At 41.4% G+C, this 24,639-nt stretch carries 24 protein-coding genes; 6 read left to right on the forward strand and 18 right to left on the reverse strand.

Annotated features, from left to right (window positions below; translation table 11 throughout):
- Positions 1 to 118: 118 nt before the first annotated feature.
- On the forward strand, positions 119 to 790 hold the full coding sequence (locus tag AC25Y6_RS09240; RefSeq protein WP_482101465.1) for a histidine kinase: 672 nt from the start codon (positions 119 to 121) through the stop codon (positions 788 to 790).
- Between the two features lie 46 nt (positions 791 to 836).
- Here the strand turns inward: AC25Y6_RS09240 and murB are convergent, their stop codons facing one another.
- Complete coding sequence (gene murB / locus AC25Y6_RS09245) at positions 837 to 1,757, reverse strand: UDP-N-acetylmuramate dehydrogenase (RefSeq protein ID WP_488142770.1); 921 nt, start codon at positions 1,755 to 1,757, stop codon at positions 837 to 839.
- 505 nt (positions 1,758 to 2,262) lie between these two features.
- Between murB and AC25Y6_RS09250 the strand changes: the two genes are divergently transcribed.
- Positions 2,263 to 2,790, forward strand: coding sequence for a YceI family protein (locus AC25Y6_RS09250; RefSeq protein WP_488142771.1), 528 nt, complete (start codon positions 2,263 to 2,265; stop codon positions 2,788 to 2,790).
- Between the two features lie 99 nt (positions 2,791 to 2,889).
- Here the strand turns inward: AC25Y6_RS09250 and AC25Y6_RS09255 are convergent, their stop codons facing one another.
- Positions 2,890 to 3,522, reverse strand: a complete 633-nt coding sequence (locus AC25Y6_RS09255) for a DsbA family oxidoreductase (protein ID WP_488142772.1) — start codon at positions 3,520 to 3,522, stop codon at positions 2,890 to 2,892.
- A 104-nt stretch (positions 3,523 to 3,626) separates the two neighbouring features.
- Between AC25Y6_RS09255 and AC25Y6_RS09260 the strand changes: the two genes are divergently transcribed.
- The gene (locus tag AC25Y6_RS09260; RefSeq protein ID WP_488142773.1) at positions 3,627 to 5,000 is read left to right on the forward strand and encodes an FAD-dependent oxidoreductase; all 1,374 of its coding nucleotides are present in this window, start codon (positions 3,627 to 3,629) and stop codon (positions 4,998 to 5,000) included.
- A 49-nt stretch (positions 5,001 to 5,049) separates the two neighbouring features.
- Complete coding sequence (locus AC25Y6_RS09265; RefSeq protein ID WP_488142774.1) at positions 5,050 to 5,835, forward strand: AAA family ATPase; 786 nt, start codon at positions 5,050 to 5,052, stop codon at positions 5,833 to 5,835.
- A 75-nt stretch (positions 5,836 to 5,910) separates the two neighbouring features.
- Here the strand turns inward: AC25Y6_RS09265 and AC25Y6_RS09270 are convergent, their stop codons facing one another.
- Both AC25Y6_RS09270 and AC25Y6_RS09275 read right to left on the reverse strand, forming a co-directional pair.
- Complete coding sequence (locus tag AC25Y6_RS09270; RefSeq protein WP_488142775.1) at positions 5,911 to 6,837, reverse strand: manganese-dependent inorganic pyrophosphatase; 927 nt, start codon at positions 6,835 to 6,837, stop codon at positions 5,911 to 5,913.
- Between the two features lie 42 nt (positions 6,838 to 6,879).
- Positions 6,880 to 7,323, reverse strand: coding sequence for an Rrf2 family transcriptional regulator (locus AC25Y6_RS09275; RefSeq protein WP_488142776.1), 444 nt, complete (start codon positions 7,321 to 7,323; stop codon positions 6,880 to 6,882).
- A gap of 161 nt (positions 7,324 to 7,484) precedes the next feature.
- Here AC25Y6_RS09275 and hmpA point away from each other — a divergent pair, with 161 nt between their 5' ends.
- A complete protein-coding gene (hmpA, locus tag AC25Y6_RS09280) occupies positions 7,485 to 8,672 on the forward strand; it encodes an NO-inducible flavohemoprotein (RefSeq protein ID WP_488142777.1) in 1,188 nt (395 codons plus the stop codon).
- 221 nt (positions 8,673 to 8,893) lie between these two features.
- On the opposite strand, the gene AC25Y6_RS09285 is transcribed toward hmpA, so the two are convergent.
- The 14 genes from AC25Y6_RS09285 to AC25Y6_RS09350 all read right to left on the reverse strand — a co-directional run bounded on the left by AC25Y6_RS09285 (position 8,894) and on the right by AC25Y6_RS09350 (position 22,601).
- Complete coding sequence (locus AC25Y6_RS09285; RefSeq protein WP_488142778.1) at positions 8,894 to 9,949, reverse strand: YkvI family membrane protein; 1,056 nt, start codon at positions 9,947 to 9,949, stop codon at positions 8,894 to 8,896.
- Positions 9,950 to 10,123: 174 nt separating this feature from the next.
- On the reverse strand, positions 10,124 to 10,639 hold the full coding sequence (locus AC25Y6_RS09290) for a type 1 glutamine amidotransferase domain-containing protein (RefSeq protein ID WP_488142779.1): 516 nt from the start codon (positions 10,637 to 10,639) through the stop codon (positions 10,124 to 10,126).
- Positions 10,640 to 10,702: 63 nt separating this feature from the next.
- The gene (locus AC25Y6_RS09295) at positions 10,703 to 11,296 is read right to left on the reverse strand and encodes a DNA-3-methyladenine glycosylase (RefSeq protein WP_488142780.1); all 594 of its coding nucleotides are present in this window, start codon (positions 11,294 to 11,296) and stop codon (positions 10,703 to 10,705) included.
- Between the two features lie 172 nt (positions 11,297 to 11,468).
- The gene (locus tag AC25Y6_RS09300) at positions 11,469 to 12,359 is read right to left on the reverse strand and encodes a glycine betaine ABC transporter substrate-binding protein (RefSeq protein ID WP_488142781.1); all 891 of its coding nucleotides are present in this window, start codon (positions 12,357 to 12,359) and stop codon (positions 11,469 to 11,471) included.
- Positions 12,360 to 12,372: 13 nt separating this feature from the next.
- Positions 12,373 to 13,011 carry an ABC transporter permease gene (locus AC25Y6_RS09305; RefSeq protein WP_488142782.1) on the reverse strand — a complete coding sequence of 213 codons (639 nt, stop codon included), beginning with the start codon at positions 13,009 to 13,011 and terminating at the stop codon, positions 12,373 to 12,375.
- Positions 13,008 to 13,976 (reverse strand): ABC transporter ATP-binding protein, encoded by a 969-nt coding sequence (locus AC25Y6_RS09310; RefSeq protein WP_488142783.1) that lies wholly within the window; start codon positions 13,974 to 13,976, stop codon positions 13,008 to 13,010. Before AC25Y6_RS09310 ends, AC25Y6_RS09305 begins: the two co-directional genes overlap by 4 nt.
- Before the next feature lie 81 nt (positions 13,977 to 14,057).
- Positions 14,058 to 14,705: a uracil-DNA glycosylase gene (locus AC25Y6_RS09315; RefSeq protein WP_482101480.1), complete on the reverse strand. Its 648-nt coding sequence runs from the start codon at positions 14,703 to 14,705 to the stop codon at positions 14,058 to 14,060.
- Positions 14,706 to 15,006: 301 nt separating this feature from the next.
- Entirely contained in the window at positions 15,007 to 16,149 is a 1,143-nt protein-coding gene (locus AC25Y6_RS09320; RefSeq protein WP_488142814.1) for an MFS transporter, read from the reverse strand.
- A 148-nt stretch (positions 16,150 to 16,297) separates the two neighbouring features.
- Positions 16,298 to 17,107, reverse strand: coding sequence for a zinc transporter ZupT (zupT, locus tag AC25Y6_RS09325; RefSeq protein ID WP_482106087.1), 810 nt, complete (start codon positions 17,105 to 17,107; stop codon positions 16,298 to 16,300).
- A gap of 657 nt (positions 17,108 to 17,764) precedes the next feature.
- The gene (locus tag AC25Y6_RS09330) at positions 17,765 to 18,736 is read right to left on the reverse strand and encodes a siderophore ABC transporter substrate-binding protein (protein WP_488142784.1); all 972 of its coding nucleotides are present in this window, start codon (positions 18,734 to 18,736) and stop codon (positions 17,765 to 17,767) included.
- Positions 18,737 to 18,823: 87 nt separating this feature from the next.
- Entirely contained in the window at positions 18,824 to 19,585 is a 762-nt protein-coding gene (locus tag AC25Y6_RS09335) for an iron ABC transporter ATP-binding protein (protein ID WP_482101483.1), read from the reverse strand.
- Positions 19,582 to 20,532, reverse strand: coding sequence for an iron chelate uptake ABC transporter family permease subunit (locus AC25Y6_RS09340; protein WP_482106085.1), 951 nt, complete (start codon positions 20,530 to 20,532; stop codon positions 19,582 to 19,584). Before AC25Y6_RS09340 ends, AC25Y6_RS09335 begins: the two co-directional genes overlap by 4 nt.
- Positions 20,525 to 21,475, reverse strand: coding sequence for an ABC transporter permease (locus tag AC25Y6_RS09345; protein WP_482101485.1), 951 nt, complete (start codon positions 21,473 to 21,475; stop codon positions 20,525 to 20,527). Before AC25Y6_RS09345 ends, AC25Y6_RS09340 begins: the two co-directional genes overlap by 8 nt.
- A 247-nt stretch (positions 21,476 to 21,722) precedes the next feature.
- Positions 21,723 to 22,601 carry a DUF6612 family protein gene (locus tag AC25Y6_RS09350; RefSeq protein ID WP_488142785.1) on the reverse strand — a complete coding sequence of 293 codons (879 nt, stop codon included), beginning with the start codon at positions 22,599 to 22,601 and terminating at the stop codon, positions 21,723 to 21,725.
- Between the two features lie 221 nt (positions 22,602 to 22,822).
- Between AC25Y6_RS09350 and AC25Y6_RS09355 the strand changes: the two genes are divergently transcribed.
- Entirely contained in the window at positions 22,823 to 24,541 is a 1,719-nt protein-coding gene (locus AC25Y6_RS09355; RefSeq protein WP_488142786.1) for an ABC transporter ATP-binding protein, read from the forward strand.
- The last annotated feature ends 98 nt before the right edge of the window (positions 24,542 to 24,639 follow it).

Here is a 24,639-nt window from a genome sequence, read left to right on the forward strand (position 1 = left end):
TACTTATTTCTTGTCAAGTGAAGCAGTTTCATATATAATTGCTTGGTTTTCAATTAATGTTAAACTTCATATACAGATATATAATTAGACAAATAATAATTAAGAGGTGACTACCGTCATGGGCAAAGTAAAAGGTCGTATGGACGAGAGTATTCTCGTTTGTGTCTACTACGGTCCAAATGGTGAACGTCTCATTAGACGTGGACATAAAATCGCGACAATCATGGATTGTCCTATGTATATTTTAACTGTAGACCCATTGCCTTACGATGAATTTGATGCGGAAAAGTCTGAGTATGTCGATCGTTGGAAAGAGCTTGCCGAGGAACTGGATGTAGAAGAATTCATCGTCAAGGATAATGAAAAACGACCTTCTGCAAAAGTGATAAAAGAAGTAGCTCATAAAAACAACATTACTCAAATAATTATCGGACAAACGGCTCAAAGCAGATGGGAAGAGATTACAAAAGGGTCGTTCATGAACGTACTCCTGCGTGAAATCACTTTTGTTGACTTCCATGTCGTCTCTGTCGATCGTGCCATCCGTGACGAAATCGATGGAATGTTTGAAAAAGGAATTCGTGCCTATTTAGTAGAAGATGGGGACGGTTTCCGTATCAATTTCAAATTATCAAAAGAAGTCCGTTTTGAAGGTATTTTCTTTAAAGAAATCGGAACTGATTTCAACAACGGGATTTTTAAATTTATGAGTAACAATAAAATGTGTCAAGTACACATTACAGATGACCAAGTGACTGATCCCTCTTTGTTCTCTTGTAAAACTACTTAAATAAGTAACAAAAAGTGGATGCCCATTTATGGGCATCCACTTTTTGTTACTCCTCTATTTCTTCGCCTACGATTTTCACTTCAAGCTCAAGGTCTATGTCAAACTTCTTTTTAACCTCCGCTTTAACCATTTCAATTGTCTGAATGTAATCAGAAGCTGTCGCATTGTTTTTATTGATGATAAAACCGGCGTGCTTCAATGATACTTCTGCACCTCCATGCCCTTTCCCCTGCATACCGCAGTCTTGTATGAGTTTTCCTGCAAAATAGCCCGGAGGTCGTTTAAACACACTTCCAGCTGAAGGATACTCAAGAGGTTGCTTGGACTCGCGTTGGAAAGTCAAGTCAGCTACTTTCGCATCAATGACATCCTGACTTCCTTGTACAAGCTGGAATTCAGCAGACAGAACAAAGTAACCATTTTTCGAAATAATACTTTGACGATAACCGAGTTCGAGATCATCTTTTGTGAGGATTAGCCGTTCGCCCTTTGGCGTCAGCACCGTCGCCTGAACAATAATATCTTTTATTTCCCCTCCGTATGCACCGGCATTCATCGCCATCGCACCTCCGATAGAGCCCGGAATTCCGCATGCAAATTCGATGCCCGACAGTCTAGCTGCTGCTGCACGTTTTGAAACATCAATAATCAGTGCACCCGCTTCTGCATGTATGAGCGAACCTTCAATTCTTATTTCACTAAGCTCTGACAAATGAAGGACAATCCCCCTTACACCGCCATCCCTAACGACCATATTTGACCCATTTCCCAGTAATAACAACGAAATCTTATTTTCATATGCGTAGCGTACTGTGGCTTCTGTTTCATCTATAGTTCCAGGGATGACGAGAAGGTCTGCAGCTCCTCCAAGTTTTGTCATCGTGTATTTGCCAAGTGGTTCGTCAATTAGTAATGTGCCTTGTGTAATTTTTTTCTGAAGTTCTTTAAACCATTGATGTTTTGACATCAACATTCAATCCTTTCAATATCAATTACGCCTCGGCGTTATTGCGTCCAGATTTTGAATCGAGCTTGAGGCCTACAGGGGGGAAGGATTGAACTCCATCCTTCCGCTGCCGCAGGACGCGGCAATCTTAGGTTGCCTTCATTGACTCCTATCAAAATCTGTGACATCCGCCAAAGGCTTTATCAGGGAGGAATTAACTTCATTCCTCCTTGTTCAGCGGGCGTTTGGACACCCGCTGAACAGGTATACAAAACCACAGTCATCACCCACCTATGGAGGTGAGAATCTTCTGTAGCTGACGATTCGCTTTCAGTACAAAAACATTTGTTGAATAAAGATAAAGCTTTTCATCTTTAATAGTATGCTTGGAAACTTTTCTTTTGACAAGGAATTCTAATTGATTTGAAATCGACCTCCTCAATTCCATCCAAATAAATACCTTGACTTCAAGATACTTTTGGAATATAGTAGAAACATATTCAAATATGAAAGGGAGTTATTCACAATGACAAAATGGACTGTAGACGCTTCACATACAAGCGTAGGTTTTTCAGTAAAGCACATGATGGTTTCTAAAGTAAAAGGACGTTTTACAGGGGTAGAAGGTACACTCGAAGGTAGCCCTGAAGACTTGACAGGCGCTAACCTCAATTTCACAATTGATGCAAATACAATTCACACAAACAGTGAAGACCGTGATAATCACCTTCGTTCTGCCGATTTCTTTGATGCAGAGCAATTCCCAAGCATCACATTCGTTTCAACAGCTATCACTAAAAAAGGCGGCAACGAATATGACGTTACTGGCGATATGACAATAAAAGACGTGACGAAAGAAATTACGTTCGAAGCTGAATACGAAGGTACTGCTAAAAATCCTTGGGGTGTAGATGTCGCTGCTTTTGAAGTTGAAGGCAAAGTCTCAAGAAAAGAATTCGGTCTTACATGGAACCAAGCACTTGAAGCAGGTGGCGTTCTGGTTGGCGATGATATTAAGATTACAATCGACTTACAACTTAACCCTGCTCAATAATAATAGCAATTGGCACCCAGTGCCTATCGTTTAAGCAAATAAATGGACCAAGTGATCATTATGATCTCTTGGTCCATTTTAATTTGGTTTTGGTTAAACTTATTCTTCGTCAGCTTGGCGGAGAGCTTCAGCAAATGATTCAGCAGGTTGAGCACCTGAAATTGCGTATTTACGGTTAATCACGAAAAACGGAACACCCTTCACGCCAAGTTGTCCAGCTTCCCCTATATCCATTTTTACGTCTTCTGCAAATTCATCAGAATCGAGAACTTCTTTCACACGGTCGCGGGAAAGTCCTGCCTCTTCGGCAATACGGAGCAACACGTCATCTGTTCCAATCTTTTCCCCATCGATGAAGTAAGCCTTCAGTAAGTTTTCCGTTACCACCTTGCTGAGGCCCTCCTGTTCCGCAAGTTTCGCGAGACGATGTGCATTAAATGTATTCGCAGGCGTCATTTTATCAAAGTCGTAATCTAGTCCTACAGTTTTTGCCTGTAGCTCCACATTATCCGTCATGTTTTTTGCCTCTTGAGCACTCATACCATACTTTTTCGCTAGATCCACCCGTACAGATTCATTGGACTCAGGGGCTGAATTCGGATCAAGTTCGTATGCTTTGAAAATAATTTCAGCTTTTTCCGAAAGTCCGGTTTGTTCCAGTGCCTCTTCTAATCTGCGTTTACCAATATAACAAAACGGGCAAACGTAGTCTGACCAAATCTCGATTTTCAAATTATATTTACCACCTTTCATATCCCTATTTTAAATTCAATCCAAGAAGGGAACAATGAATATGCTTACTACTATTTCGAACATTCTTGACGGAGGTTATAATTTTGACCAATTCATTATGGCTAAGTACTGCACACCCCCGAGAAGCCTCCCCTGAAATCGATAGTGATATCACTTGTGACGTCTGCATCATTGGCGGTGGTCTAAGCGGAATTACCAACGCTTACTTTCTAGCAAAGGAAGGGAAAGATGTAATTCTGCTTGAAAAAGATACGATTCTGGCAGGCGCTACAGGTAACTCTACAGGGAAACTCACTGTCCAACATGGCCTCGTCTATGCAAAGCTACTGAAACAATTCGGGCGCGACAATGCAAAATTGTATTTTGAAGCGAATCAAGAAGCTGTTCAATTCGGGAAAGACTTTGCCAATAAAAGTGAACTTAAGATAGCGGACTCTATTCTTTACTCCCAATCCAAACTTGGCACTGATATGCTTCGTTATGAAATGAAAGCCTATGAGGAACTAGGTATCCCGAGCGAATTCGGAAAAAACTCAGAATTGCCGATACAGATGGATGCAACACTCACTTTAAAAAATGAAAGCCAGATTCATCCTGTTCGTTTCGGGCAGCATCTAGCAAAACTCGCAGTTGAAGCGGGCGCACGTATTTACGAAAATTCGGATGTTGTATTGATGGACTTAAAAAAACGGCTACTTTCCACGAAATCTGGACACGAAGTTAAATTCACCGAACTCATTATATGTACGCACTACCCAATAGAAGCACTGCGTGGACTTCAAATCATGAAGTTATCTGTCGACCGTTCTTATATCGTCTCAGCAGAAGGTAATATGGCTCTACGTGGCCAATATATTTCAGTCGACGAACCGAAACGGTCAATCCGAACTGCGCAAATTGACGGAAAAACGTTTTTCCTACTATCAGGCGAAAGCCATCAGGCAGGCATGGAAAGCGATACGCAAGTATATTACAATCGACTTTATACCGAAGTAAGAGATTTATATAGGCTATACACAATCACTCATGGTTGGTCCGCACAAGATCCACAGACACCGGATTTGATACCGTACGCGGGAATAATTTCTGCAAGCCTGCCTTATGTCTATTTGAGTACGGGTTATCGAAAATGGGGATTATCGAATTCAATGGCGAGTGCTCGGATAATTAGTGACCTTATTGTCGGAAGAACTAATCCCGCATCCGAACTATATTCGCCAGATCGAACGGGGTTTGGGACATTTTTACTACAAGCCTTAAAAAATACCGGCATCGTTTTAAAGGAATTTGCGGGTGGTCACCTGACTCGTACCGACACCCCTATTTGCACGCATATGGGTTGTAGGACGAGGTGGAATGCCGGAGATGAAACATATGATTGTCCATGTCACGGTTCACGCTTCCGAAAGGACGGCTCAGTTCTAGAAGGCCCAGCGACAAAACCGCTGAATTTGTAATAAAGCGTTACCTCTTTTTAAGGTATACTGTCTAAAAAGGGGTGTTTCTATGACTTTGCGTGAAATTCGACGGATTCGAAGGTCTGAAGAAGATCGTTATCCGTTCAATCCAGACATCATCCAAAATTTTGAATCCCTGACATTGAAAGCCCCTATTACGATAATCGCTGGAGATAATGGAAGCGGTAAAACGACGTTATTGGAAGGTATTGCAGCAGCTGCCGGTAGCACACTCATTAGCGGAGAGCATATGGAAATGGATCATTCACTATCCCCCGCATTCGAATTGGCAGATGAATTCAAGTTAATTTGGTCAGTGAAAACAGGCAACGGCTTCTTTTTCAGGGCTTCTGATTTCGTTACGTATATACGCAGCATCGCCAACATCCGTGAAGAAGCACGTCAAAAAATAGAAGAGATTAAAAGGCGTAATCCGAATAGCCTGGAAGTACTCCCCTACGCTAGAACGTATAACGAACTACGGAATTTATACGGCGAAGGATTGGAAAAACGTTCGCACGGGGAAAGCTTTCTCGACTTGTTTCAAGCACAGTTTCAACCAAACGGCTTTTATATCCTCGATGAGCCTGAGGCACCTTTATCACCGAATCGACAACTAACATTGCTGGCAATTCTCCACGACATGGTTGCCGAAGGTGCACGATTCCTCATTTCCACCCACTCACCCATGCTTATGGCATATCCTGGTGCGGATTTGTATGAGATTCAAGACGGCGAACTGGTGAATGTTTCGTTCAATGAAATCAGGCATGTTAGTATGACGAAAGACTTTTTGAATGATCCGGAGAGATATTTGCGGCATTTGTTTAAGTGATCAATAAATTGTTACAAAACAAAAAAAAGGTTGCAATCCACTTTGTTCGCGGATCACAACCTTTTCCTATTTATTTCATTTTAACGCTTCAGTCAATACTGGGACAATTTGCATCTTCCGGGAAACGACACCCTTTAAAGTTGCTGTATTGTTTACAAGTGTCACATTGAAAGCTGCACTTGCGCGAACTGCTTCTTTGCCAAGCACCAGGACAATCGAGTCATTATTCAATATGTCGGTAACGACAAACAAAAATAGATCAAGTCCTTTTTCAGCAATGACACGATACAGAAGGTCTTCTAGATCCGCTTGGCGGTTCATGACATCATTTACGTCGATTGCATTTACTTGTGCAATTTCAACTTTCACATCATTGATTGCGAATTCTTTAGCATCCAGTTTCACAAGATCTTCAAGCGTTTTATTGCTCAAATCAGCACCAGCTTTCAACATAGCCAGTCCATACTCTTGTGCATCCACGCCCGTGATGGCTATCATTTCTTCGACAGCTGCACGATCTTCATCAGTATACGTTGGTGACTTGAACAATAGTGAGTCTGAGATAAGTGCGGAAAGCATAAGCCCTGCGATGTTCTTCGGAATTTCAATACCGTTTTCTTTAAATAGTTTGTTTAGAATCGTCGCCGTGCAACCAACTGGCTCTGCACGATAATATAGAGGTTCATTAGTCTCAAAATTGGCGATACGGTGATGATCCACCACTTCAATGATTTGCACTTCATCGATATCATCCACGCTTTGTTGTTTCTCATTATGGTCGACAAGAATGACTTTCGCTACTTCAGGCGCTGCTTTTTCAATAAAGCGCGGCGCTTCAAAACCAAAATATTCAAGTGCATAAGCTGTCTCGTTCGTAATATCACCAAGTCTCACTGCTTCAGCATTCATCCCTAATTGCTGTTTTAGATATGTATAACTGATAGCAGCAGAGATTGAATCGGTATCCGGATTTTTATGTCCAAAAACAAAAACTTTTTCCATGTTAAATAGCCTCCTGCTCATTTTATATTCTATTTCATTTTATCATAAAGGACGGTCAAATAAAATCGCTGCTAATTCATCTTTATTAACGATGAAATCAGCGACCGTATAATTATCCAAAACTGTCAAATAGGCATTCAATGCTTCATGTAATGCACCTTTCAGCCGACAGACCGGTGATAGTATACAACTATTCGATTGGAGATTGAAACACTCTACGAGGTGGAAATCATCTTCAGTCTTTCGAACAAGTTCTCCGACATTGATATTTTCAGGCTCTTCTTTCATTCTTATCCCGCCGCCTCGACCGCGAATCGTCTCGATCAATCCCATTTTTCCAAGCTCGTGTACAACTTTCGTCAAATGATTTTTCGAAATGCCGTAAGTATCTGAAATATCCTGAACTCTCGATAGTTCCCCGTGTTCTTTCGCACCCAAGTAAATTAATACACGTAAAGAAAAATCTGTATACATCGTTAGACGCATAATTTCACCACTCTTTCCGATACTATTATAGCGTTTGTGGCAAGAAGGTGATAGAAATGCTACTAATTTATTAACTCTTCCTAAAGATGCATTATATATCTATCTTTAATACTTATCATCGTTTATGCTTGTACTAACAACTTTGAAAGGTCGTGTCCCGAATGCTATCACAAGAAACCATTACGATTATCAAATCAACAGTACCTGTCTTAGAAATACACGGGAAAACAATTACAACAGTATTTTACAAAAACATGTTTGAGGCTCACCCTGAACTTCTCAACGTTTTTAATCATGCCAACCAATCACAAGGGCGCCAACAAAGTGCTCTTGCAGGTCTTGTTTACGCAGCAGCTGCTAACATCGATAACCTCGAGGCTGTATTGCCAGCTGTCGTTCAAGTTGCTCACAAGCACAAATCACTTAACATTACGCCAGAACAATACCCCATTGTTGGATATTATCTATTAGGCGCCATTAAAGAAGTATTGGGCGATGCAGCTACTCCCGAAATTATTGGTGCTTGGGGAGAAGCTTACGAAGTTATCGCAGGCGTATTCATCGGAATCGAAAAAAAGATGTATGCAGAAGCAGAACAAATGAACGGCGGATGGAAAACGTTCAAAGACTTCGTCATTGCAGACAAAGTAGTTGAGAGTGATGTCATTACATCCTTCTATTTAAAACCCGTTGACGGAATAGAACTTCCTTCTTACAAACCTGGGCAATACATTACTTTACGCGTTACAATCCCTGGTGAAGAGTACATTCTGAACCGCCAGTATAGTTTGTCACAAGCTCCAACAGGCGATTTTTATCGTATTTCTGTTAAACGTGAAGATGAAAACACGCCTAACGGCAAGATGTCTGTTAACCTTCACCAGGAAATGAACGTCGGAGATACAGTTGAAGTTAGTGTTCCTGCGGGTGTCTTTCACCTCGACACGGAGAGTTCGACTCCCGTCACACTGATTAGCGGTGGTGTGGGTATCACTCCAATGATGAGTATGTTTGACGCAATCGCAAAAAACACACCTGACCGTCCCGCTGCGTTCTTGCATTCTGCACGTACGCGCCAACACCAGGCGTTTGATGCAAAACTACGAACGTTGAATGAATCGATGCCTTCGTCAACTTATGCTGTGCTGTATTCTGATGAAGGTGATGGCTTTATCAACCGTGACTTCCTTGCAGCCCATGTCATAGAAGGAAGCGACATCTACGTCTGCGGACCGACAGTGTTCATGAAGTCTGTCATTAAAGATTTATACGCAATGGGAATTTCAGAAGAAAAAGTCAACTTTGAATTCTTTGGACCAGCCCAAGAGCTTGACCTGGTAAGCGTATAATTTCTTAAAAATGATAAAAATAATGAGCTAAGCACAAAATCTCCACCTAAGAAGTTAGCTAGGAAATATATTCTATGAATTACTAAACAAACAACAAAAGCCGCCATCCAACTTGGGTAGCGGCTTTTGTTATGGAAGAATTTAGTTGAAAACCAGGAACCCCCTTCACTGGATACATACTCTAGTGAAAGGGGTTCCCTGAATCTATTCTTCTTGATGAATCACCTTTGAGCTTTAGGCGGGAGCTTGAACGAACTGTAAATTAAGACTGCTATAAGCAATAGTCCAAGATAACCGATTAGTGGATAGAAATATGCCACAAGCTTCGTAAAGCCAACGAAACTCAACACAAATCCGATTACAAGCGTTACTAAAACAAAGTAATTGAATTTCTTCGTATTGATTTGTATGAAACGTGCTCCGAATGAAAAGAACATACTCACAGCTGTATTGAAAATCATTCCGTACAGAACGAATGCCATCAAAATACCTAATATAGGTGATACCTCGTTGATAATTGCCAGCATTGGCAACTCAGCATCTCCGGCCAGTTCAATTTTCGCGAAAATAGCTAAGTGGCTTAATAGGATAAGGATCCCTAGAGCTAGTCCGCCGAGCAATCCACCCCACGCAGCTACTTTCTCATTCTTCTCTGCTCCACCCATGACGAGGGTCATAGAGGCACCAACAGCAATGTTAAACGATACATAGTTTATGGCGGAAATGAACCAGTTCGGCAAAGTCGTTTTCACTGCAAGTGCAGTTGAATTAAGATCTGCGAATGAACTATCCATTGTCACCAAACTGTAGATGGACACAAGAACAACTGCCAGAACCAAGAATGGGGTAATACTGCCAATAATGCCCACGACTTTATCGACATTAAGCATAACCGTCAACATGACAAGAACAATCATCAGGAGACTACCGACAAATGGTGGTAAGCCGAATTGCTGATTTAAGTTCGATCCTGCTCCAGCTATCATAACGACACCAACACCAAACAATGTAAAAATAATTATATAGTCAATAAGAATCCCTAAGTATCGACCACTAATTTTGTAAATTACTTCTTTATGTGAAGTAGTCTGCATACGGCTTCCAAGGCGAGTTAGGATCATTCCGAGATATGCAAATAATGCTGTCGAAACAACTGCCCCCGCGATGCCAAGAAGTCCGAAACTTGTAAAATATTGTAGAATTTCCTGGCCAGAAGCAAATCCTGCACCAACGATAATTCCGATGAAAGCGCTTCCCATTTTAATTACGTTTTTCATGATGTCCCCCCCATTATTTCATCACACATAAAGTTAGCAATTACACTAAATAGTCTGAATTTCAACCGTGTGTGTTGTAGTACTGTTCTAACTTATCACTCTTGTGAAACATTTTCAACAACAAAAAAGGCCAATAGATGGCCTTGAAGAAAATTTTGTTTTTTATATGGATTATTATTTCTCTAGAAGTTTCAGAGATTCTCGATTAAACGCAGGAATATCGTCAGGCGTTCGGCTTGTAACGAGCTGATTTTGACAAACAACTACTTCTTTATCAGCATATTTCGCACCAGCATTTTCCATGTCGATTTTTATCGATTTATAGCCGGTTGCATCTCTTCCCTCTAATGCCTTAGCAGTAATCAATAATTGAGGCCCATGACAAATTGCAAATACAGGTTTTTTATCATCCATAAATGTTTTTGCAAACTTTACAAATCGATCATCTGCACGTAGCTGATCCGGCGAAAAACCTCCAGGAATGAATAATGCATCAAAGTCTCCTGGTTTCACGTTTTCAATACCGGAATCCGTCGTCACTTTTACATTTCCTTTCTTTCCTGTCACTACCTTGCCTGCCTCTTTTTCAATTGTAACCACTTCATGACCGGCATCTTTAAATGCTCTTGCCGGTTCCGTGTACTCCGAGTCTTCAAACAGATCCGTGATTAAAGTTGCTATTTTAGCCAATTTAAATGCACTCCCTTTTTTGTGTCTACTCTAATACAATACCTCTCATTGCGAATAGTAAACTTAGGATCGGAACTTTGAAACGTAGGGATTATCTTTTTCGAAAAAACGCCATGGATAGTGGACCGCTTCCCCGGAGTTTCCAATACCGACTCGCGGACCTGCCATAATTTCTCTCGGAACAACGCCTTCAGCAATGAATAACGGCTTATCTGTCCAATGATGACCATAGTATTGCATGGTCACACCAAGTGCTTTCGATAACTTACCAGGTCCATTCGTCCAATCAGTCATTTTCAAAATCCCCCCTCGATTTTCCTGTATCATTTCTAATCCAGTCACAGGTTCCGCCCCCCGGATTAAAATAGCATGAGGTGTTCCAATCGGCCCCCCCACAACATTCATCAATGTATGTGTATGCATTTGATACGTATAGACTAACCCAGCAGTTCCAAACATCACTTCAGTCCGTTTCGTTCGCCTATTTTCAAAACTATGTGCCGCCTGATCCTCAGATCCGTGATATGCCTCCGTTTCCACAATACGGACAACAATTGTTCCCTCGGGTTGCTCGTGAACGATATATTGCCCTAGCAGATTTCGTGCAAGTTCAAGTACGGGTGCCTCAAAAAAAGATTTGTCTATAGGTTTATACATAGTAATCGTCCTCCACATCAGTATTACTATTCCCCGGAATCACAATATTAAAATGGTTGAAATGAATTTGGAAAAACTGCAAACTTAAATATGCGGGTTTTCAATAACACACAGAGAAATATTCTGTATAAATGGAGTAAACCGTTCCCAGTCCAGCGGGAACGGTTTACTCTTATTTCTTAATTAATCCTTTTTCAATCAGGAAATCCTTTGCAACGTCCTCCGGTTTTTCCTTATCCAAATCAACGCGGGCATTCATTTTCAACATATCTTCTTCTGTAATCTTACCTGCAAGGCTATTCAATACTTTTTCAAGATCTGGGAGTTTCTTCAATGTTTCTTGACGTACAACTGGCGCTGCATCGTATTTCGGGAAAAATCCGAGATCATCTTCTGTCGTTGCAAGTTCGAACATTTGAATACGACTATCCGTTGTGAAAGCCGGTATAACATCAACATCTCCATTTTTCACCGCTTCATACATTACATTGGGATCTAGGCTTTTTGTATCTTTGAATGTGAATGGATATGAATTTACCATGTCATCGTAGCCGTCACCTTTTCGTTCGTAAAAAGCATGCGGTGCACCGAAAATCATTTCTTCATCCGTCGAAATTGCAACAAGATCAGAATACGTTTTCGCTTGGTATTCTTTATCTTTCGTGAATGCAAGTGTATAACCGTTCTCGAAACCGAGCGGCTCAAGCCATGTTACTTTGAATTCATCTTCATAGCCCTTCTTAACTCGTTCAAATACACTTTCAGAACTCTCCCCTGCTTCAGACTCCTCTTTTAAAACGTCTTTCAAACCAGTACCCGTATATTCAACGTATAAATCAATATCGCCTTTTTCAAGAGCGGGCGTCATAATTGCAACTTCACCCAACCCATCTTTGTACGTAACTTTATAATCTGTTTCAGATTCAATATATTGACCTAATATATGCGGCAATATAAATTGCTCCGTCCACGGTTTTCCGCTAATTACGATTTCATCTTTACCACCACATGCGCCTAGCAGCAGCGTTAATGTCAATAAAATAATTCCAATACCTTTTTTCATCTTTCTTCCCCCTTTAATGTTGTACCCCTTTTGGTGTTACCTTCTTCTCTACCCACTTCAGGATGAAATCAAAAGCAATGGCGAGTAATGCGACCGGCAGCGCTCCAGCAAGGACGAGTGCGTTGTTATAGGACTGTAATCCTCGGTAAATGACATCACCCAGCCCTCCAGCCCCTACGAACGTTGCGAGCGTCGCAATACCGACAGTCAGCACAGTTGCTGTCCGTATACCTGCCATGATGACTGGCAACGCAATCGGAAACTCAATTTTCTTCAAGATTTGATTTGGGGTCATCCCCATTCCACGCCCCGCCTCTATAATTGCTTCATCCACACTCGTGAGACCTGTATATGTATTTCGAACAATCGGCAATAATGCATAAATAATAAGTGCAATAAGAGCAGTTTTTGAACCAATTCCAATTAATGGGACAAGAAAACCAAACAACGCAAGACTGGGTATGGTCTGTAAAATAGCCGCTACACCGATAATCGGTTCTGCGAAATGGCGGTGACGGGCAATAAGTATTCCAGCTGGCAAAGCAATGAGTATTCCAACAGCTAGCGCAACAAAAGAGAGGTAAATATGTTGGAGGAAAGCTTCTGTAATCATATCTGAACGACTTGTCACCGTTTCAATAAAATTCTTCATTCTTTCACCCACCTTCCATTCTCCATCGACGCCTGTAACAAAGAATGGTGACCAATATATCCAATCACTGCATCATCTTCCGTAACTGCTAGTCGGTTCGATGGATGCGCATCCAATACTGCAATGGCCTCATTGACCGTCAACGCAGAAGGTACTTTCCTAACTTCACCAGCCCATGTCTCATCGTAGAACTTAATGAACTCTTTAATAGGTCGTTGACCAAAATTGCGTTGCCTGTCAATACGTCCCTGTCCAATGAATTCACGAACAAACTTAGTTGCTTGGTTTTCTATTAAATCGGCAGGCGAAGACATTTGCTCAATTTCCCCGTCCCGCATGACAATAATTTGATCTGCGATATCGAGCGCTTCATCCATATCATGTGTTACAAATACAATTGTCTTCTTAATTTTCAGCTGTAGCTTTTTCAATTCCTTTTGCAGCTGTTCACGACTAATTGGATCGAGTGCAGAGAACGGCTCGTCCATCAATATAATATTGGGATTGCTCGCAAGTGCTCGACTTACGCCGACTCGCTGTTGTTGTCCCCCCGATAATTCAAAAGGATAGCGTTTTTTGAATACCGCCGGATCGAGATCCACCATGTCAAGTAGTTCATTTACACGAACAGCAATTTTCTTTTTATCCCATTTGAGTAATTCAGGAACAAGAGCAATATTTTCTTCAATCGTCATATGAGGAATGAGGCCGATTCGTTGGATGACATAGCCAATTGAACGTCGTAGCTCCACCTCATCCCGTTCGATAATTGGCAGCTCATCAATATAGACGGCTCCTTCAGTTGGCACTTCCAACCGATTGATCATCCGCATAAGCGTCGTTTTTCCGCAACCGGAAGGCCCTATAATAGCCGTCAACTTATTTGTTGGGATTGTCACAGATACATTCTTCAACGCTTTTGTTCCATCTTCAAAACGTTTTGTTACATTATCAAAGCGAATCATTGAACTCCTCCTTTTGTAGTTCGTTGCGGCGAGGTCTTCAACAGTACGACACCCGCTTTCACTTTCTGATGAATCGTTCCACTAGTTCATTCCCTTCAAAATATGACCAATCTTCAACCAATCTGCATCTAGTGAAGGTCTATGTGAAGGCCTGTAAAAGATTGATGCGGGATGAAATGTCGGTACAATCTTGTACAACTTTTTTGTCTTGTTGAAGGTCGTGTCATCCAGTTCGTTTAAATACTGAATGGGTCGCTCCAACAGCTGTCCGTGGAGTTCGGTCACCTTCATGCCTTTTCCAAGTAACCTCTGCAACCCGACGTTACCAAGCGTGACAATGAGCTTCGGTTCAATGTTTGCCAGTTCATAATCCAGAATGGGAGCATGTGCCAGAATTTCTTTTATCGTCGGAGGTCGATTATATTTCCGTTCTGTCGTTGTTCCATCACGGTTATTTTTTGTTCCCCATCTATATGGCCTGCTTCGGACCGCACTTGTAATATAAACGTCTTCACGCGTTAATCCAATTGTCGCAAGTGACTTCATCAATTCCTTCCCTGCACGGCCTATAAAGGGAATACCATCGACCAATTCAAATTCTCCAGGCGCTTCACCGATTAGCATCAGTTCGGGATTTCTGGGACCTTCTCCGTAAATAAACCCCTCTACAGGAAAACCTTCTATCCGTTTTCTACCGAGACTCGCAATTGATTCAGGAATACGAAACATCTAAACACCTCCAACTTGTGTTTTCATTCTACCAAAATAAGCCTTTCCTTCAAAAGGAAAGACTCCGTACGTTATCGCTATTGGCGTGTCGTGTTGTTTAGTATTCAAATTAGCCCCGATGCTTTAATGACAGTAGAATCGATCTATTCATACAACCCCGTCAAAATACCATTCACCTTACATTGTTCACGAACCTATAGTGCCCATCCACTTTATCCGTACCCTCTTACTTACAGATATAGAAGGAAGTTTTAATAGTATGAACTAAAAAAGACCTACCTAACATAAGGCAGGTCCAACTTCATTCCAATTCCATTTGTTTCGTCTCTGTCCCTAAAAACACAACAGCTATTACACCAATAATTATGGCACCGCAGAAGATACCAAATACCGTTTCGAAACCGTAGCCTGCTGCAAGTAGTGAACCTACGAGCAACGGCCCAAAAATACCGCCGATACGTCCTACCGCAGCCGCCATTCCAGAACCCGTTGCACGGATTGCAGTGGGATATTGTTCTGGAGAATATGCATACAATGCTCCCCATGCCCCTAAATTAAAGAAAGATAGCAATGCGCCCGAAATAAGTAACAGCGGAAGCGTCTCTGCATTGCCGAAAAACAACGCACTTGCCGCAGTTCCAATAAGATATGTAGCGAGAACAAATTTCCGGCCTGCTCTTTCAATTAACCAAGCTGCTGTGAAGTAGCCCGGCAACTGTGCAAGCGTCATAATGAGAACGTATTTGAAGCTGTGAATCAAATCAAAGCCTTTCATTACCATGACACTCGGTAACCAAAGAAACATACCATAATACGAGAATACGACCGTGAACCAGACAATCCACAACATAAGCGTCCTTCGTGCATACTTCTTCGACCAAATTATCCTAATTTTTTCGCCAGCTGACTGTTTCGGTTTTCCATCTGCCACGAACTTTGGAGAATCTGGCAATTTCCTTCTAAGGTAAATGGCATAAAAAGCTGGAAGTGCTGTAATTATCAAAGCGACTCTCCAACCATAGTCTGGAATGATAAAATAGGCGATTAATGCTGCTATCAACCATCCTGCCGCCCAGAAGCTTTCTAGGAGCACGACAACTCGCCCTCGCTCGTGCGCCGCAACACTCTCAGATACTAGCGTTGATGCGACAGGTAATTCTCCGCCAAGACCTGCTCCAACAAAAAAGCGCAGAATGAGAAATGCAGTAAGCGTCATTGTCAGAGCTGATAAACCGCTTGCAACTGAGAATAGAACTAACGTCATCATAAAGACGTTTTTTCGTCCAATCCGATCTGCAAGCAGGCCAAAACCAAATGCACCGAAAGCCATCCCAATGGAGTTGACACTTCCTATCCAACCCATTTCAGTTGGTGTCAGATGCCACTCCAATGCAAGTGCTGCTATAACAAAGGAGAGAATTCCGACGTCCATCGCGTCGAACATCCAGCCCGTTCCAGCAAGTACTAATAATTTATTTCTTGAAATCCCCTGTTTGTTCTTTTTCACAATCCCCTGCACCTCGTTGTCCGGTTTATTTAAGTGTCTTTACACCTGTCATTATACCCCGTACAACAAAGTGACACAATGTTTTTTAAATCACTAGAACAAGACTTACTGCCATTACTGCCATTCCTGCCATAAAGCCATAAACCGATAAATGCGCTTCGCCATATTCTCTCGCTGCCGGTAGCAGTTCATCGATAGAGATGAATACCATAATCCCTGCAACCGCGGCAAAAATGACGCCAAACATTACACCGTTTAAATAAGGCATTAAAATTAGAAATGCTACTATAGCACCAAGAGGTTCAGCTAATCCCGACAAAAAGGATAATTTGAATGCTTGTTTCCGATTACCCGTCGCGAAATAAATGGGGATAGCAACCGCAATACCTTCGGGAATGTTGTGAATTGCAACCGCGATGGCAATCGCAATACCGAGCGTTGGATCCTGCAATGCAGATGTGAACGTCGCAATACCTTCAGGAAAGTTATGAATTGCAATGGCTAGTGCCGTGAACATACCCATTTTCTTCAGTTTGGCATATTCATCATTCGTTGGACCCGCATTAACATCCTCAACACTCTTCACTTCATGCGGATTTCCAATTGCAGGAATGAGACGATCAATTAAGGCGATAAGTAGCATTCCCCCGAAAAAACCGGCGATAGTTGCCCAATAGCCATTGGTTAGTCCAAGATCTAATACAAGTGCGTCTTTAGCTTTTACAAATATCTCAACAAGTGAAACGTAAATCATTACACCTGCAGAAAAACCAAGTGCTATTGAGAGAAATTTCGTATTTGTTCTTTTCGTAAAAAATGCAAGTAAACTTCCAATCCCAGTTGCTAGCCCTGCAAATAGTGTTAGGGCGAATGCAAATACTACAGTTCCGTCCATTTGCACATCTTCTTTCTATTTCTAAGTTAAAACTAGTGTATGCTATAAGTTTCCCTTACGCAACATTTTAACGAATCTTATTAAATATATATTTCGAGATATAGTATTCCGTTGAATTTTCGCGGAGCTAGTGGACGCTTCTTGACGTAGGAGAGGTCACTGAAAAAGCCAAATGCGGGAGGAATGAATCAGAGATTCTGCTAATACCGCTGCGCCGCTTTGTGGATGCCTCCCGCGATAAGCCAGAAAGAAAACCACTTTCAGTCTTATCGCTTCGGCTACCACGAAGTCGCGCCTTCGCTGAATGGTCACTATGTAGGGAAGCACGTTTCGTTATCTGGGAAAAGACCTGTAGCCTGTAGTGAGTCATTCTTCAACGAAATTAGTATCAAATAGTAATCACATTATAATTTCAGTCTATACATCTCAAAATCACTTTCAATAATGGACACCCTAGCGCAGGCGCGGCAAAGGGGTAGCCGAAGCCGTGAGACTGGATGTGAAGCGCTAATCCAGGCTCACGGCCAGAGGCATCCCCAGAGCGCCAAGCGATCTAAAATGTGCACTCTGAATTTATTCTCTCTCAATAATAGAACACTTCTAGACAAAAAAGAGCCAGCACACTTTTTAGTGTGCTGGCCCTCTTACTATTATTTATTACAATACTTCTTCGACTTCTTTAACCATTTCTTTCACAGACTGAAGTCCGCCTCCAGATAGGTACCAATAGTTCGGATCTAGATAAATGATTTTACCGTCTTGATAAGCATTTGTTTTCTTAACAAGGTCGTTTTCAATCGAATCTTTTGCACTTGAATCTCCGCCAACCGCAGCGTCACGGTCTATAACAAAGAGAATGTCCGGGTTAGTTTCAAGGATATATTCGAATGTGATACTTTGACCATGTGTCGAAACTTCAAGTTTTTCATCAGCTGCTTTAAAGCCAAATACGTCATGAATAATACCAAAACGTGAACTCGGTCCATAAGCACTTACTTTTCCTTCATTTCCAAGAACGATCAATGATTTAGCATCACTCTTGCTTGCTTCTTCATTAATTGCTGCAATTCTATCATCAATGTCCGCAAGTTCTGCTTTCATTTCATCTTCCTTATCAAAGAGCTTTGCAACCGTTTCCATGTTGGTTTTGAATGACTCCATATAGTTTGCTGTATCTACACCTACAAAGACTGTTGGAGCAATTTCACTCAATTCCTCATACATAGCAGATTGACGATCTGAGATGAAAATCACATCTGGCTGCATTGCATGGATTGCTTCAAAATCAGGCTCTTTAAGACCTCCAACGTTCGTGTACTTTGAATCCTCGTATTGAGACAAGTATGAAGGAACGTTCATTTGTGGGACACCTGCAACTTCAACGCCAAGCTCGTCAAGCGTGTCTAGCATACCAAAATCGAATACGACAATTTTTTTAGGGTTTTTTTCCACTGTAGTTTCGCCTAGGTCGTGCGTAATTACCATTTGTTCTGCTGTTTCGGTTTCTTCAACATTTGGTTCTGTTTTGTCTCCAGTTGCTTTATCGTCCGCAGCATCATCATTCGTTCCACAAGCTGCAAGTAAAGCAATTAATGCGAACATCATCATTGTCATTAGTAGTTTCTTCATCAAAAACCATCCTTTTAGTTTTATTGTTAGTTTAATTTTTCCGACTCAGATTGATGCCTAAATTCCGGGCGCATTTCGTTCTTCCTATTAAGAATCGAAGTACACACATATTCGGCAATTAGCCATTTGTTTAATCGGAATATCCATATCGTAAATATCTTTTAACGAATCGGAAGTGATAATTTCATCGGTCGGACCATCTTTGACAACGCGTCCCTCTTTTAACGCAACAATGCGGTCAGAGTAAACGGATGCAAAGTTAATGTCGTGCAGCACGATGACGACTGTTTTACCAAGATCGTCTACAAGTCTTCTCAATATCTTCATAATCTGAACGGAATGCTTCATATCTAGACTATTGAGCGGTTCGTCAAGCAAGATATAATCCGTATCCTGGGCGATAACCATCGCAATGAATGCACGCTGACGTTGGCCACCTGATAATTCGTCCAGATAATCGTGTTGCATGCTCATTAAATCCATATAATCCATTGCTTGCTCGACAAGCCGTAAGTCTTCTGCAGTTAGTTTGCCCCTGGAATGTGGGAAACGACCGAACGATACTAGTTCACGGATTGTCAAACGAACGTTCATGAAATTAGATTGCTTTAATATGGAAACTCTTTTTGAAAACTCATTTGAATTCATCTGTTTAACATTATCTTTATCAACGAGTACTTCACCCGTATCTGCATCGAGAAGACGGCTAACCATTGAAAGGAGCGTTGATTTACCCGCACCATTTGGACCGATGAAAGATGTGATCTTTCCGCGATGAATATTCACATTCACCTTTTCAACGACCGCTTTTTTACCATAAAACTTTGACAGTTCACGGACCTGGATCATGTAGATCGACTCTCCTTTAATAGTAAGTAGATGAAGTAAACGCCACCGATGAAGTTAATAATCACACTGAGTGTCGTAGAGAAAGTGAAGACTCTTTCGACAACCCATTGTCCACCTACAAGGGCGATGATACTCATAATAGAAGCACCAGCGATTAAAACGGTGTGCTTATATGATTTAAAAAACTGATAAGACAAATTCGCGACAATCAGACCGAAGAATGTAATCGGTCCGACAAGTGCAGTAGAAACCGCGATTAGTACAGCGGACAATACAAGCATCGTTTTGACGACTTTGTCATAAGATACGCCTAAGTTAATGGCGGTATCCCTTCCAAGCGAGAGCACGTCGAGTTCGTTAATATACCTCCAGCCAATTAGTAAGCTGATAGCAACAATCCCAAGTGCCCACCAAACGAGGTCTCCGCTGACGTTATTGAAACTTGCAAACATCATATCCTGTACGAGCATGAATTCATTCGGATCAATGAGCACTTGCAGAAACGTCGAAATGCTTCCAAAAAATGTTCCGACAATGATTCCGACAAGCAACAGAAAGTAAATTGGCTGTTTGCCTCCTCGGAATAAAAAGCGGTAGAGGAGAAGCGCGAATACAACCATTGCAGAAACAGATAATATGAAATTCACATGTGTATTGACAATGGCCATATGCCCTGAACCAAGGAAGAAAATAATGGCGGTCTGTAACAATAAGTATAGTGAGTCCAGCCCCATAATGCTCGGTGTCAAAATGCGGTTATGTGTGATTGTCTGAAAAATGACAGTTGAATACGCTACGGCGACGCCCGTAATGGCCATCGCCATTACTTTGATGCCACGGCGTGGTAATGCATAGTCAAAACTTCCGTTTAATCCTTGAAAAAGATACAAAGCACAGGAGATAACAGCCAGTACGCCAAGAATGATGAGTTTCGTCGAGTTACGCATAGGCCTTCCTCCTAAACAATAAGTATAGGAAGATTCCGCTGCCGATAACGCCGACCATCAAACTAATTGAAATCTCATAAGGATAGATAAGCACTCTGCCTAAAATATCACAGAGGAGCAAGAATATTGCACCGAGCAGTGCCGTGTGTGGCAATGTCTTCTGTAAATGGTCACCTTTATAGATTGATACAATATTCGGAATGATTAATCCTAGAAATGGAATCATTCCGACTGTTAAAACGACCGTAGTCGTAATCAGTGCAACTAAAATGAGGCCGATATTGACAATCTTCCTATAAGCAAGCCCGAGGTTTTTCGAGAAATCCTCACCCATTCCTGCAACCGTAAATCGGTTTGCATACAGATAAGTAATGATTAGCACGGGTATGCTTATGTATAGAAGTTCATAACGTCCTTTCATAATCATCGAAAAATCACCTTGTAACCATGCCGACATATTTTGAATAACGTTTGCTTTATAAGCAAAAAACGTCGTAATCGATGACAAAATATTACCGAACATAAGCCCGACGAGTGGAATGAAAATCGCATCCTTGAATTTAATACGATCAAGGATTTGCATAAACAGTAGCGTGCCGGCAAGCGCGAATACAAATGCGACAATCATCTTTTCAATCGTGGATGCGTTTGTGAATAACAGCATAGAGACAAGAATCCCAAGCCGCGTTGCATCCAAAGTTCCCGCTGTCGTCGGAGAAACAAATTTGTTCCGGCTCAGCTGTTGCATAATGAGTCCCGCGATACTCATACCTGCTCCTGCAAGGAGAATGGCAACTAGTCGCGGCAAACGGCTGATCAAGAAAATTTCTGTTGCTTCCGAATCAAAATCTAGCAGAGCCATTGGCGTGATACGACTCACCCCTACGAATAACGATAGGAATGAAAGAATGATAAGTGCGATGAATAAGTAACGTATCTTCATAGGAAGCCTCGATATCAATTATTTGCAGCTAATTGAGAATTCATTAATGAAAACCATTATCAATTGGCTACAAATTCAATTATAACATGTCAGAAATAAGTGTCAACGATTAACTGAAAATCATTATCAATTAGAATTGAAGTACTAAATCATAGAACGCTTCGAGTCCTAGATTTCAATCCATTTTCTACATTTCTAGTAATAAAAAGAGGGCGCCAGATTGAATATCTGGCGCCCTCTATCTATCTCACTGACCCATTGTTTCATTGATGTCGACTGCGTTATCAATTACCTCTTGTGGAACTTTAATGTTTTCAATTTCATTAATTTTACTGATGTCTGCTTTTGCTTTTTGGTCGATATGCATTTCTTCGCCTTCAATTTTCATTACCATATCCATATTCACATTGAATGCGTTTGTGTAGAAGGTTTTTTTATCGATAAATATTTCATATTCTAGTACTTTCACGTCTATATTTTCCAACACTTCCGCTTGTTGTTCGTCCATCTCCAAACCAGCAGGTATATTTTCAGATGCTACTTTCTTAAACAACTCATTGAATTTATCTCCTGATGCAGAAAGTTTAAGTATATATTCGTCATCCGTCTGCTCAAATTTAAATTCATCTACAAACTCTTTGAACATATTCATATCAAGTGTTGGGTCTGCCCCACCAGCCATTTGACCAACCATTTCCTCGTACATATCATCCGGAAACTTGATCCACCCCTCTGCTTCAGGGTTACTCATGAAGAAACCATCGTCTGCCATGTACATATCCATGTCCATCTTACCTTGCTCGCCCATATCCACGTTCATATTCAGATACATAGTTAGAGGCTCAATGATCATATCCATGTCCATTTTAATTTTGCTGTCCATTTCCAACTCTTGACTTGGCATCTTTACGAGCTGATCAATTTCCATTTTTGCATGCATACTCTTTTGTTCATCCGTAACTTCCATTGCTTTTTCATATACTTCTTGTACTGTCATTTCACTTTTGTTTTGAAGTTCTCCTTTCTTTCCTGTCTCTTGATCGGTTTTCGGTTCCGCTGTTGTACTACATGCTCCAAGACCGAGGATTAGAACACCAGTCGCTATACCCTTTATCCACTTTTTCATATCCTTCGCTTCCTTCCATTTCCAGATTTCTTTTACATATACTCATACGACCCGATTCGCAAAGAGTTTCATGATTCGGTGAAATTGAATCATAGTACTCATGCTTCACCATAAATAAATAGAACTACATGCCTTTTATTTCGGTTTCTGAAATTAAAAATCGTTTTTTGTCTTCATCTCCGCTATACTTGCAATTATCAGACAAAAGGGGATTGCATAAAATGATTAAACAATTCTTTTCATACTATAAACCGCACAGGCGGCTTTTCGTTATCGACTTTTCAAGCGCTATTTTTGTAGCGCTGCTTGACCTTGCCTTCCCGGTAGCGGTCAAATGGTTCATTGATGATTTGCTGCCTAAAGGTAATTGGGGGCAGATCATAACAATCAGCATTATTCTACTGCTCATTTATTTACTAAGTACATTCCTACAATATATCGTTAGTTATCTAGGTCACAAACTTGGCATTAATATTGAAACGGATATGCGCCAACAATTGTTCAACCATGTACAGAAACAATCATTCCGTTTCTTCGATAATACCAAAACGGGTCACATTATGAGCCGCATCACCAATGACCTGTTTGACATTGGTGAACTCGCCCACCATGGCCCTGAAGATATTTTCATCGCCATCATGACGCTTATTGGTGCTTTCGCAATTATGTATAGCATTAATCCGGAACTTGCCATAATCGCAATAATTATGGTGCCTTTCCTAATCATTGTCGTGACATTCTGTAATATTAAAATGAATGCTGCATGGAAAAATATGTATGGCAAAATCGCAGATGTCAATGCACGTGTTGAAGATTCCGTATCAGGTTCACGCGTTGTCAAATCATTCACGAACGAGGATTTTGAGATTGCTCGTTTCAGAATAGACAATGGCAATTTTAGAACAGCTAAGTTAGTCGCTTATAAAGTGATGGCATGGACCCATTCCAGTATGTTCATGATGACCCGACTCATGACACTCATCGTACTAGTTGTCGGAGCATGGTTCACATTCAATAACAAATTGTCATACGGCGAGCTCGTAAGTTTTGTCCTTTTCGTTAATGTTCTTATCAAACCTGTCGACAAAATCAGTGCTCTCCTGGAACTGTATCCGAAAGGAATGGCGGGATTCCGTAGGTTCCGCGAATTAATCGACCAGGAACCTGAAATTAGAGATCGTCCAGGAGCGGTAGCTGTCACGCATTTAAATGGTGATATCCTCTTTGATGATGTACATTTCAATTATGACGACAATAAAGCGGTACTCCATGGGATTGACTTGAATATCCGCGCAGGTCAAACAGTCGCTTTCGTCGGTCCGTCCGGTGCTGGAAAAACAACGATTTGTTCACTTATTCCACGTTTCTACGATGTCACAGAAGGCTCAATTGCTATCGACGGCATTGATATCCGCAATATGACGCAGCATTCCTTGCGCTCGCAGATTGGCATCGTACAGCAGGACGTCTTTTTGTTCACCGGTACCATTAAAGAGAATATCAGCTACGGTAAATTGGATGCGACAGTTGAAGAAGTAATTGAAGCAGCAAAAAAAGCGCATTTAGAAGACTTCATTGCTGCGCTTCCCCATGGTTACGAAACACAGATTGGGGAACGAGGTATGAAACTGTCAGGTGGGCAGAAACAGCGTCTTGCCATCGCTCGCATGTTCTTAAAAAACCCGCCAATTCTTATTTTGGATGAAGCAACATCAGCTCTCGATACAGAGACAGAACGAATTATCCAACAGTCGCTCGCTGAACTTGCTGAAAACCGTACAACACTTGTCATCGCTCATAGACTGGCCACAATTCGTGATGCCGACCGCGTTATCGTTGTCACCGAAAACGGAATCGAGGAGGACGGAAAGTACCATGAACTTGTGAAGAAAGGTGGGATTTTCGCCCGCCTGCATAATAATCAATTTCAAGAGGTTTAATGATTGTAAAAGCGGGCATACTACAATTATCCCACCCCCTTTCTCTTAGATAGAAGGAACAGCACCGCCTGACTTCCCCAAGTCAGGCGGTGCTGTTT

It is taken from the genome of Sporosarcina sp. Y1004 (assembly GCF_057669665.1).

What these genes read in the sequence shown, in the direction of transcription:
- AC25Y6_RS09240 (WP_482101465.1), top strand. Translation starts at nt 119, where the DNA reads ATGGGCAAAGTAAAAGGTCGTATGGACGAGAGTATTCTCGTTTGTGTC.
- murB (WP_488142770.1), bottom strand. Translation starts at nt 1,757, where the DNA reads ATGTCAAAACATCAATGGTTTAAAGAACTTCAGAAAAAAATTACACAA.
- AC25Y6_RS09250 (WP_488142771.1), top strand. Translation starts at nt 2,263, where the DNA reads ATGACAAAATGGACTGTAGACGCTTCACATACAAGCGTAGGTTTTTCA.
- AC25Y6_RS09265 (WP_488142774.1), top strand. Translation starts at nt 5,050, where the DNA reads ATGACTTTGCGTGAAATTCGACGGATTCGAAGGTCTGAAGAAGATCGT.
- AC25Y6_RS09270 (WP_488142775.1), bottom strand. Translation starts at nt 6,837, where the DNA reads ATGGAAAAAGTTTTTGTTTTTGGACATAAAAATCCGGATACCGATTCA.
- AC25Y6_RS09275 (WP_488142776.1), bottom strand. Translation starts at nt 7,323, where the DNA reads ATGCGTCTAACGATGTATACAGATTTTTCTTTACGTGTATTAATTTAC.
- hmpA (WP_488142777.1), top strand. Translation starts at nt 7,485, where the DNA reads ATGCTATCACAAGAAACCATTACGATTATCAAATCAACAGTACCTGTC.
- AC25Y6_RS09285 (WP_488142778.1), bottom strand. Translation starts at nt 9,949, where the DNA reads ATGAAAAACGTAATTAAAATGGGAAGCGCTTTCATCGGAATTATCGTT.
- AC25Y6_RS09295 (WP_488142780.1), bottom strand. Translation starts at nt 11,296, where the DNA reads ATGTATAAACCTATAGACAAATCTTTTTTTGAGGCACCCGTACTTGAA.
- AC25Y6_RS09300 (WP_488142781.1), bottom strand. Translation starts at nt 12,359, where the DNA reads ATGAAAAAAGGTATTGGAATTATTTTATTGACATTAACGCTGCTGCTA.
- AC25Y6_RS09305 (WP_488142782.1), bottom strand. Translation starts at nt 13,011, where the DNA reads ATGAAGAATTTTATTGAAACGGTGACAAGTCGTTCAGATATGATTACA.
- AC25Y6_RS09310 (WP_488142783.1), bottom strand. Translation starts at nt 13,976, where the DNA reads ATGATTCGCTTTGATAATGTAACAAAACGTTTTGAAGATGGAACAAAA.
- AC25Y6_RS09315 (WP_482101480.1), bottom strand. Translation starts at nt 14,705, where the DNA reads ATGTTTCGTATTCCTGAATCAATTGCGAGTCTCGGTAGAAAACGGATA.
- AC25Y6_RS09320 (WP_488142814.1), bottom strand. Translation starts at nt 16,149, where the DNA reads ATGTTCGACGCGATGGACGTCGGAATTCTCTCCTTTGTTATAGCAGCA.
- zupT (WP_482106087.1), bottom strand. Translation starts at nt 17,107, where the DNA reads ATGGACGGAACTGTAGTATTTGCATTCGCCCTAACACTATTTGCAGGG.
- AC25Y6_RS09330 (WP_488142784.1), bottom strand. Translation starts at nt 18,736, where the DNA reads ATGAAGAAACTACTAATGACAATGATGATGTTCGCATTAATTGCTTTA.
- AC25Y6_RS09335 (WP_482101483.1), bottom strand. Translation starts at nt 19,585, where the DNA reads ATGATCCAGGTCCGTGAACTGTCAAAGTTTTATGGTAAAAAAGCGGTC.
- AC25Y6_RS09340 (WP_482106085.1), bottom strand. Translation starts at nt 20,532, where the DNA reads ATGCGTAACTCGACGAAACTCATCATTCTTGGCGTACTGGCTGTTATC.
- AC25Y6_RS09345 (WP_482101485.1), bottom strand. Translation starts at nt 21,475, where the DNA reads ATGAAGATACGTTACTTATTCATCGCACTTATCATTCTTTCATTCCTA.
- AC25Y6_RS09350 (WP_488142785.1), bottom strand. Translation starts at nt 22,601, where the DNA reads ATGAAAAAGTGGATAAAGGGTATAGCGACTGGTGTTCTAATCCTCGGT.
- AC25Y6_RS09355 (WP_488142786.1), top strand. Translation starts at nt 22,823, where the DNA reads ATGATTAAACAATTCTTTTCATACTATAAACCGCACAGGCGGCTTTTC.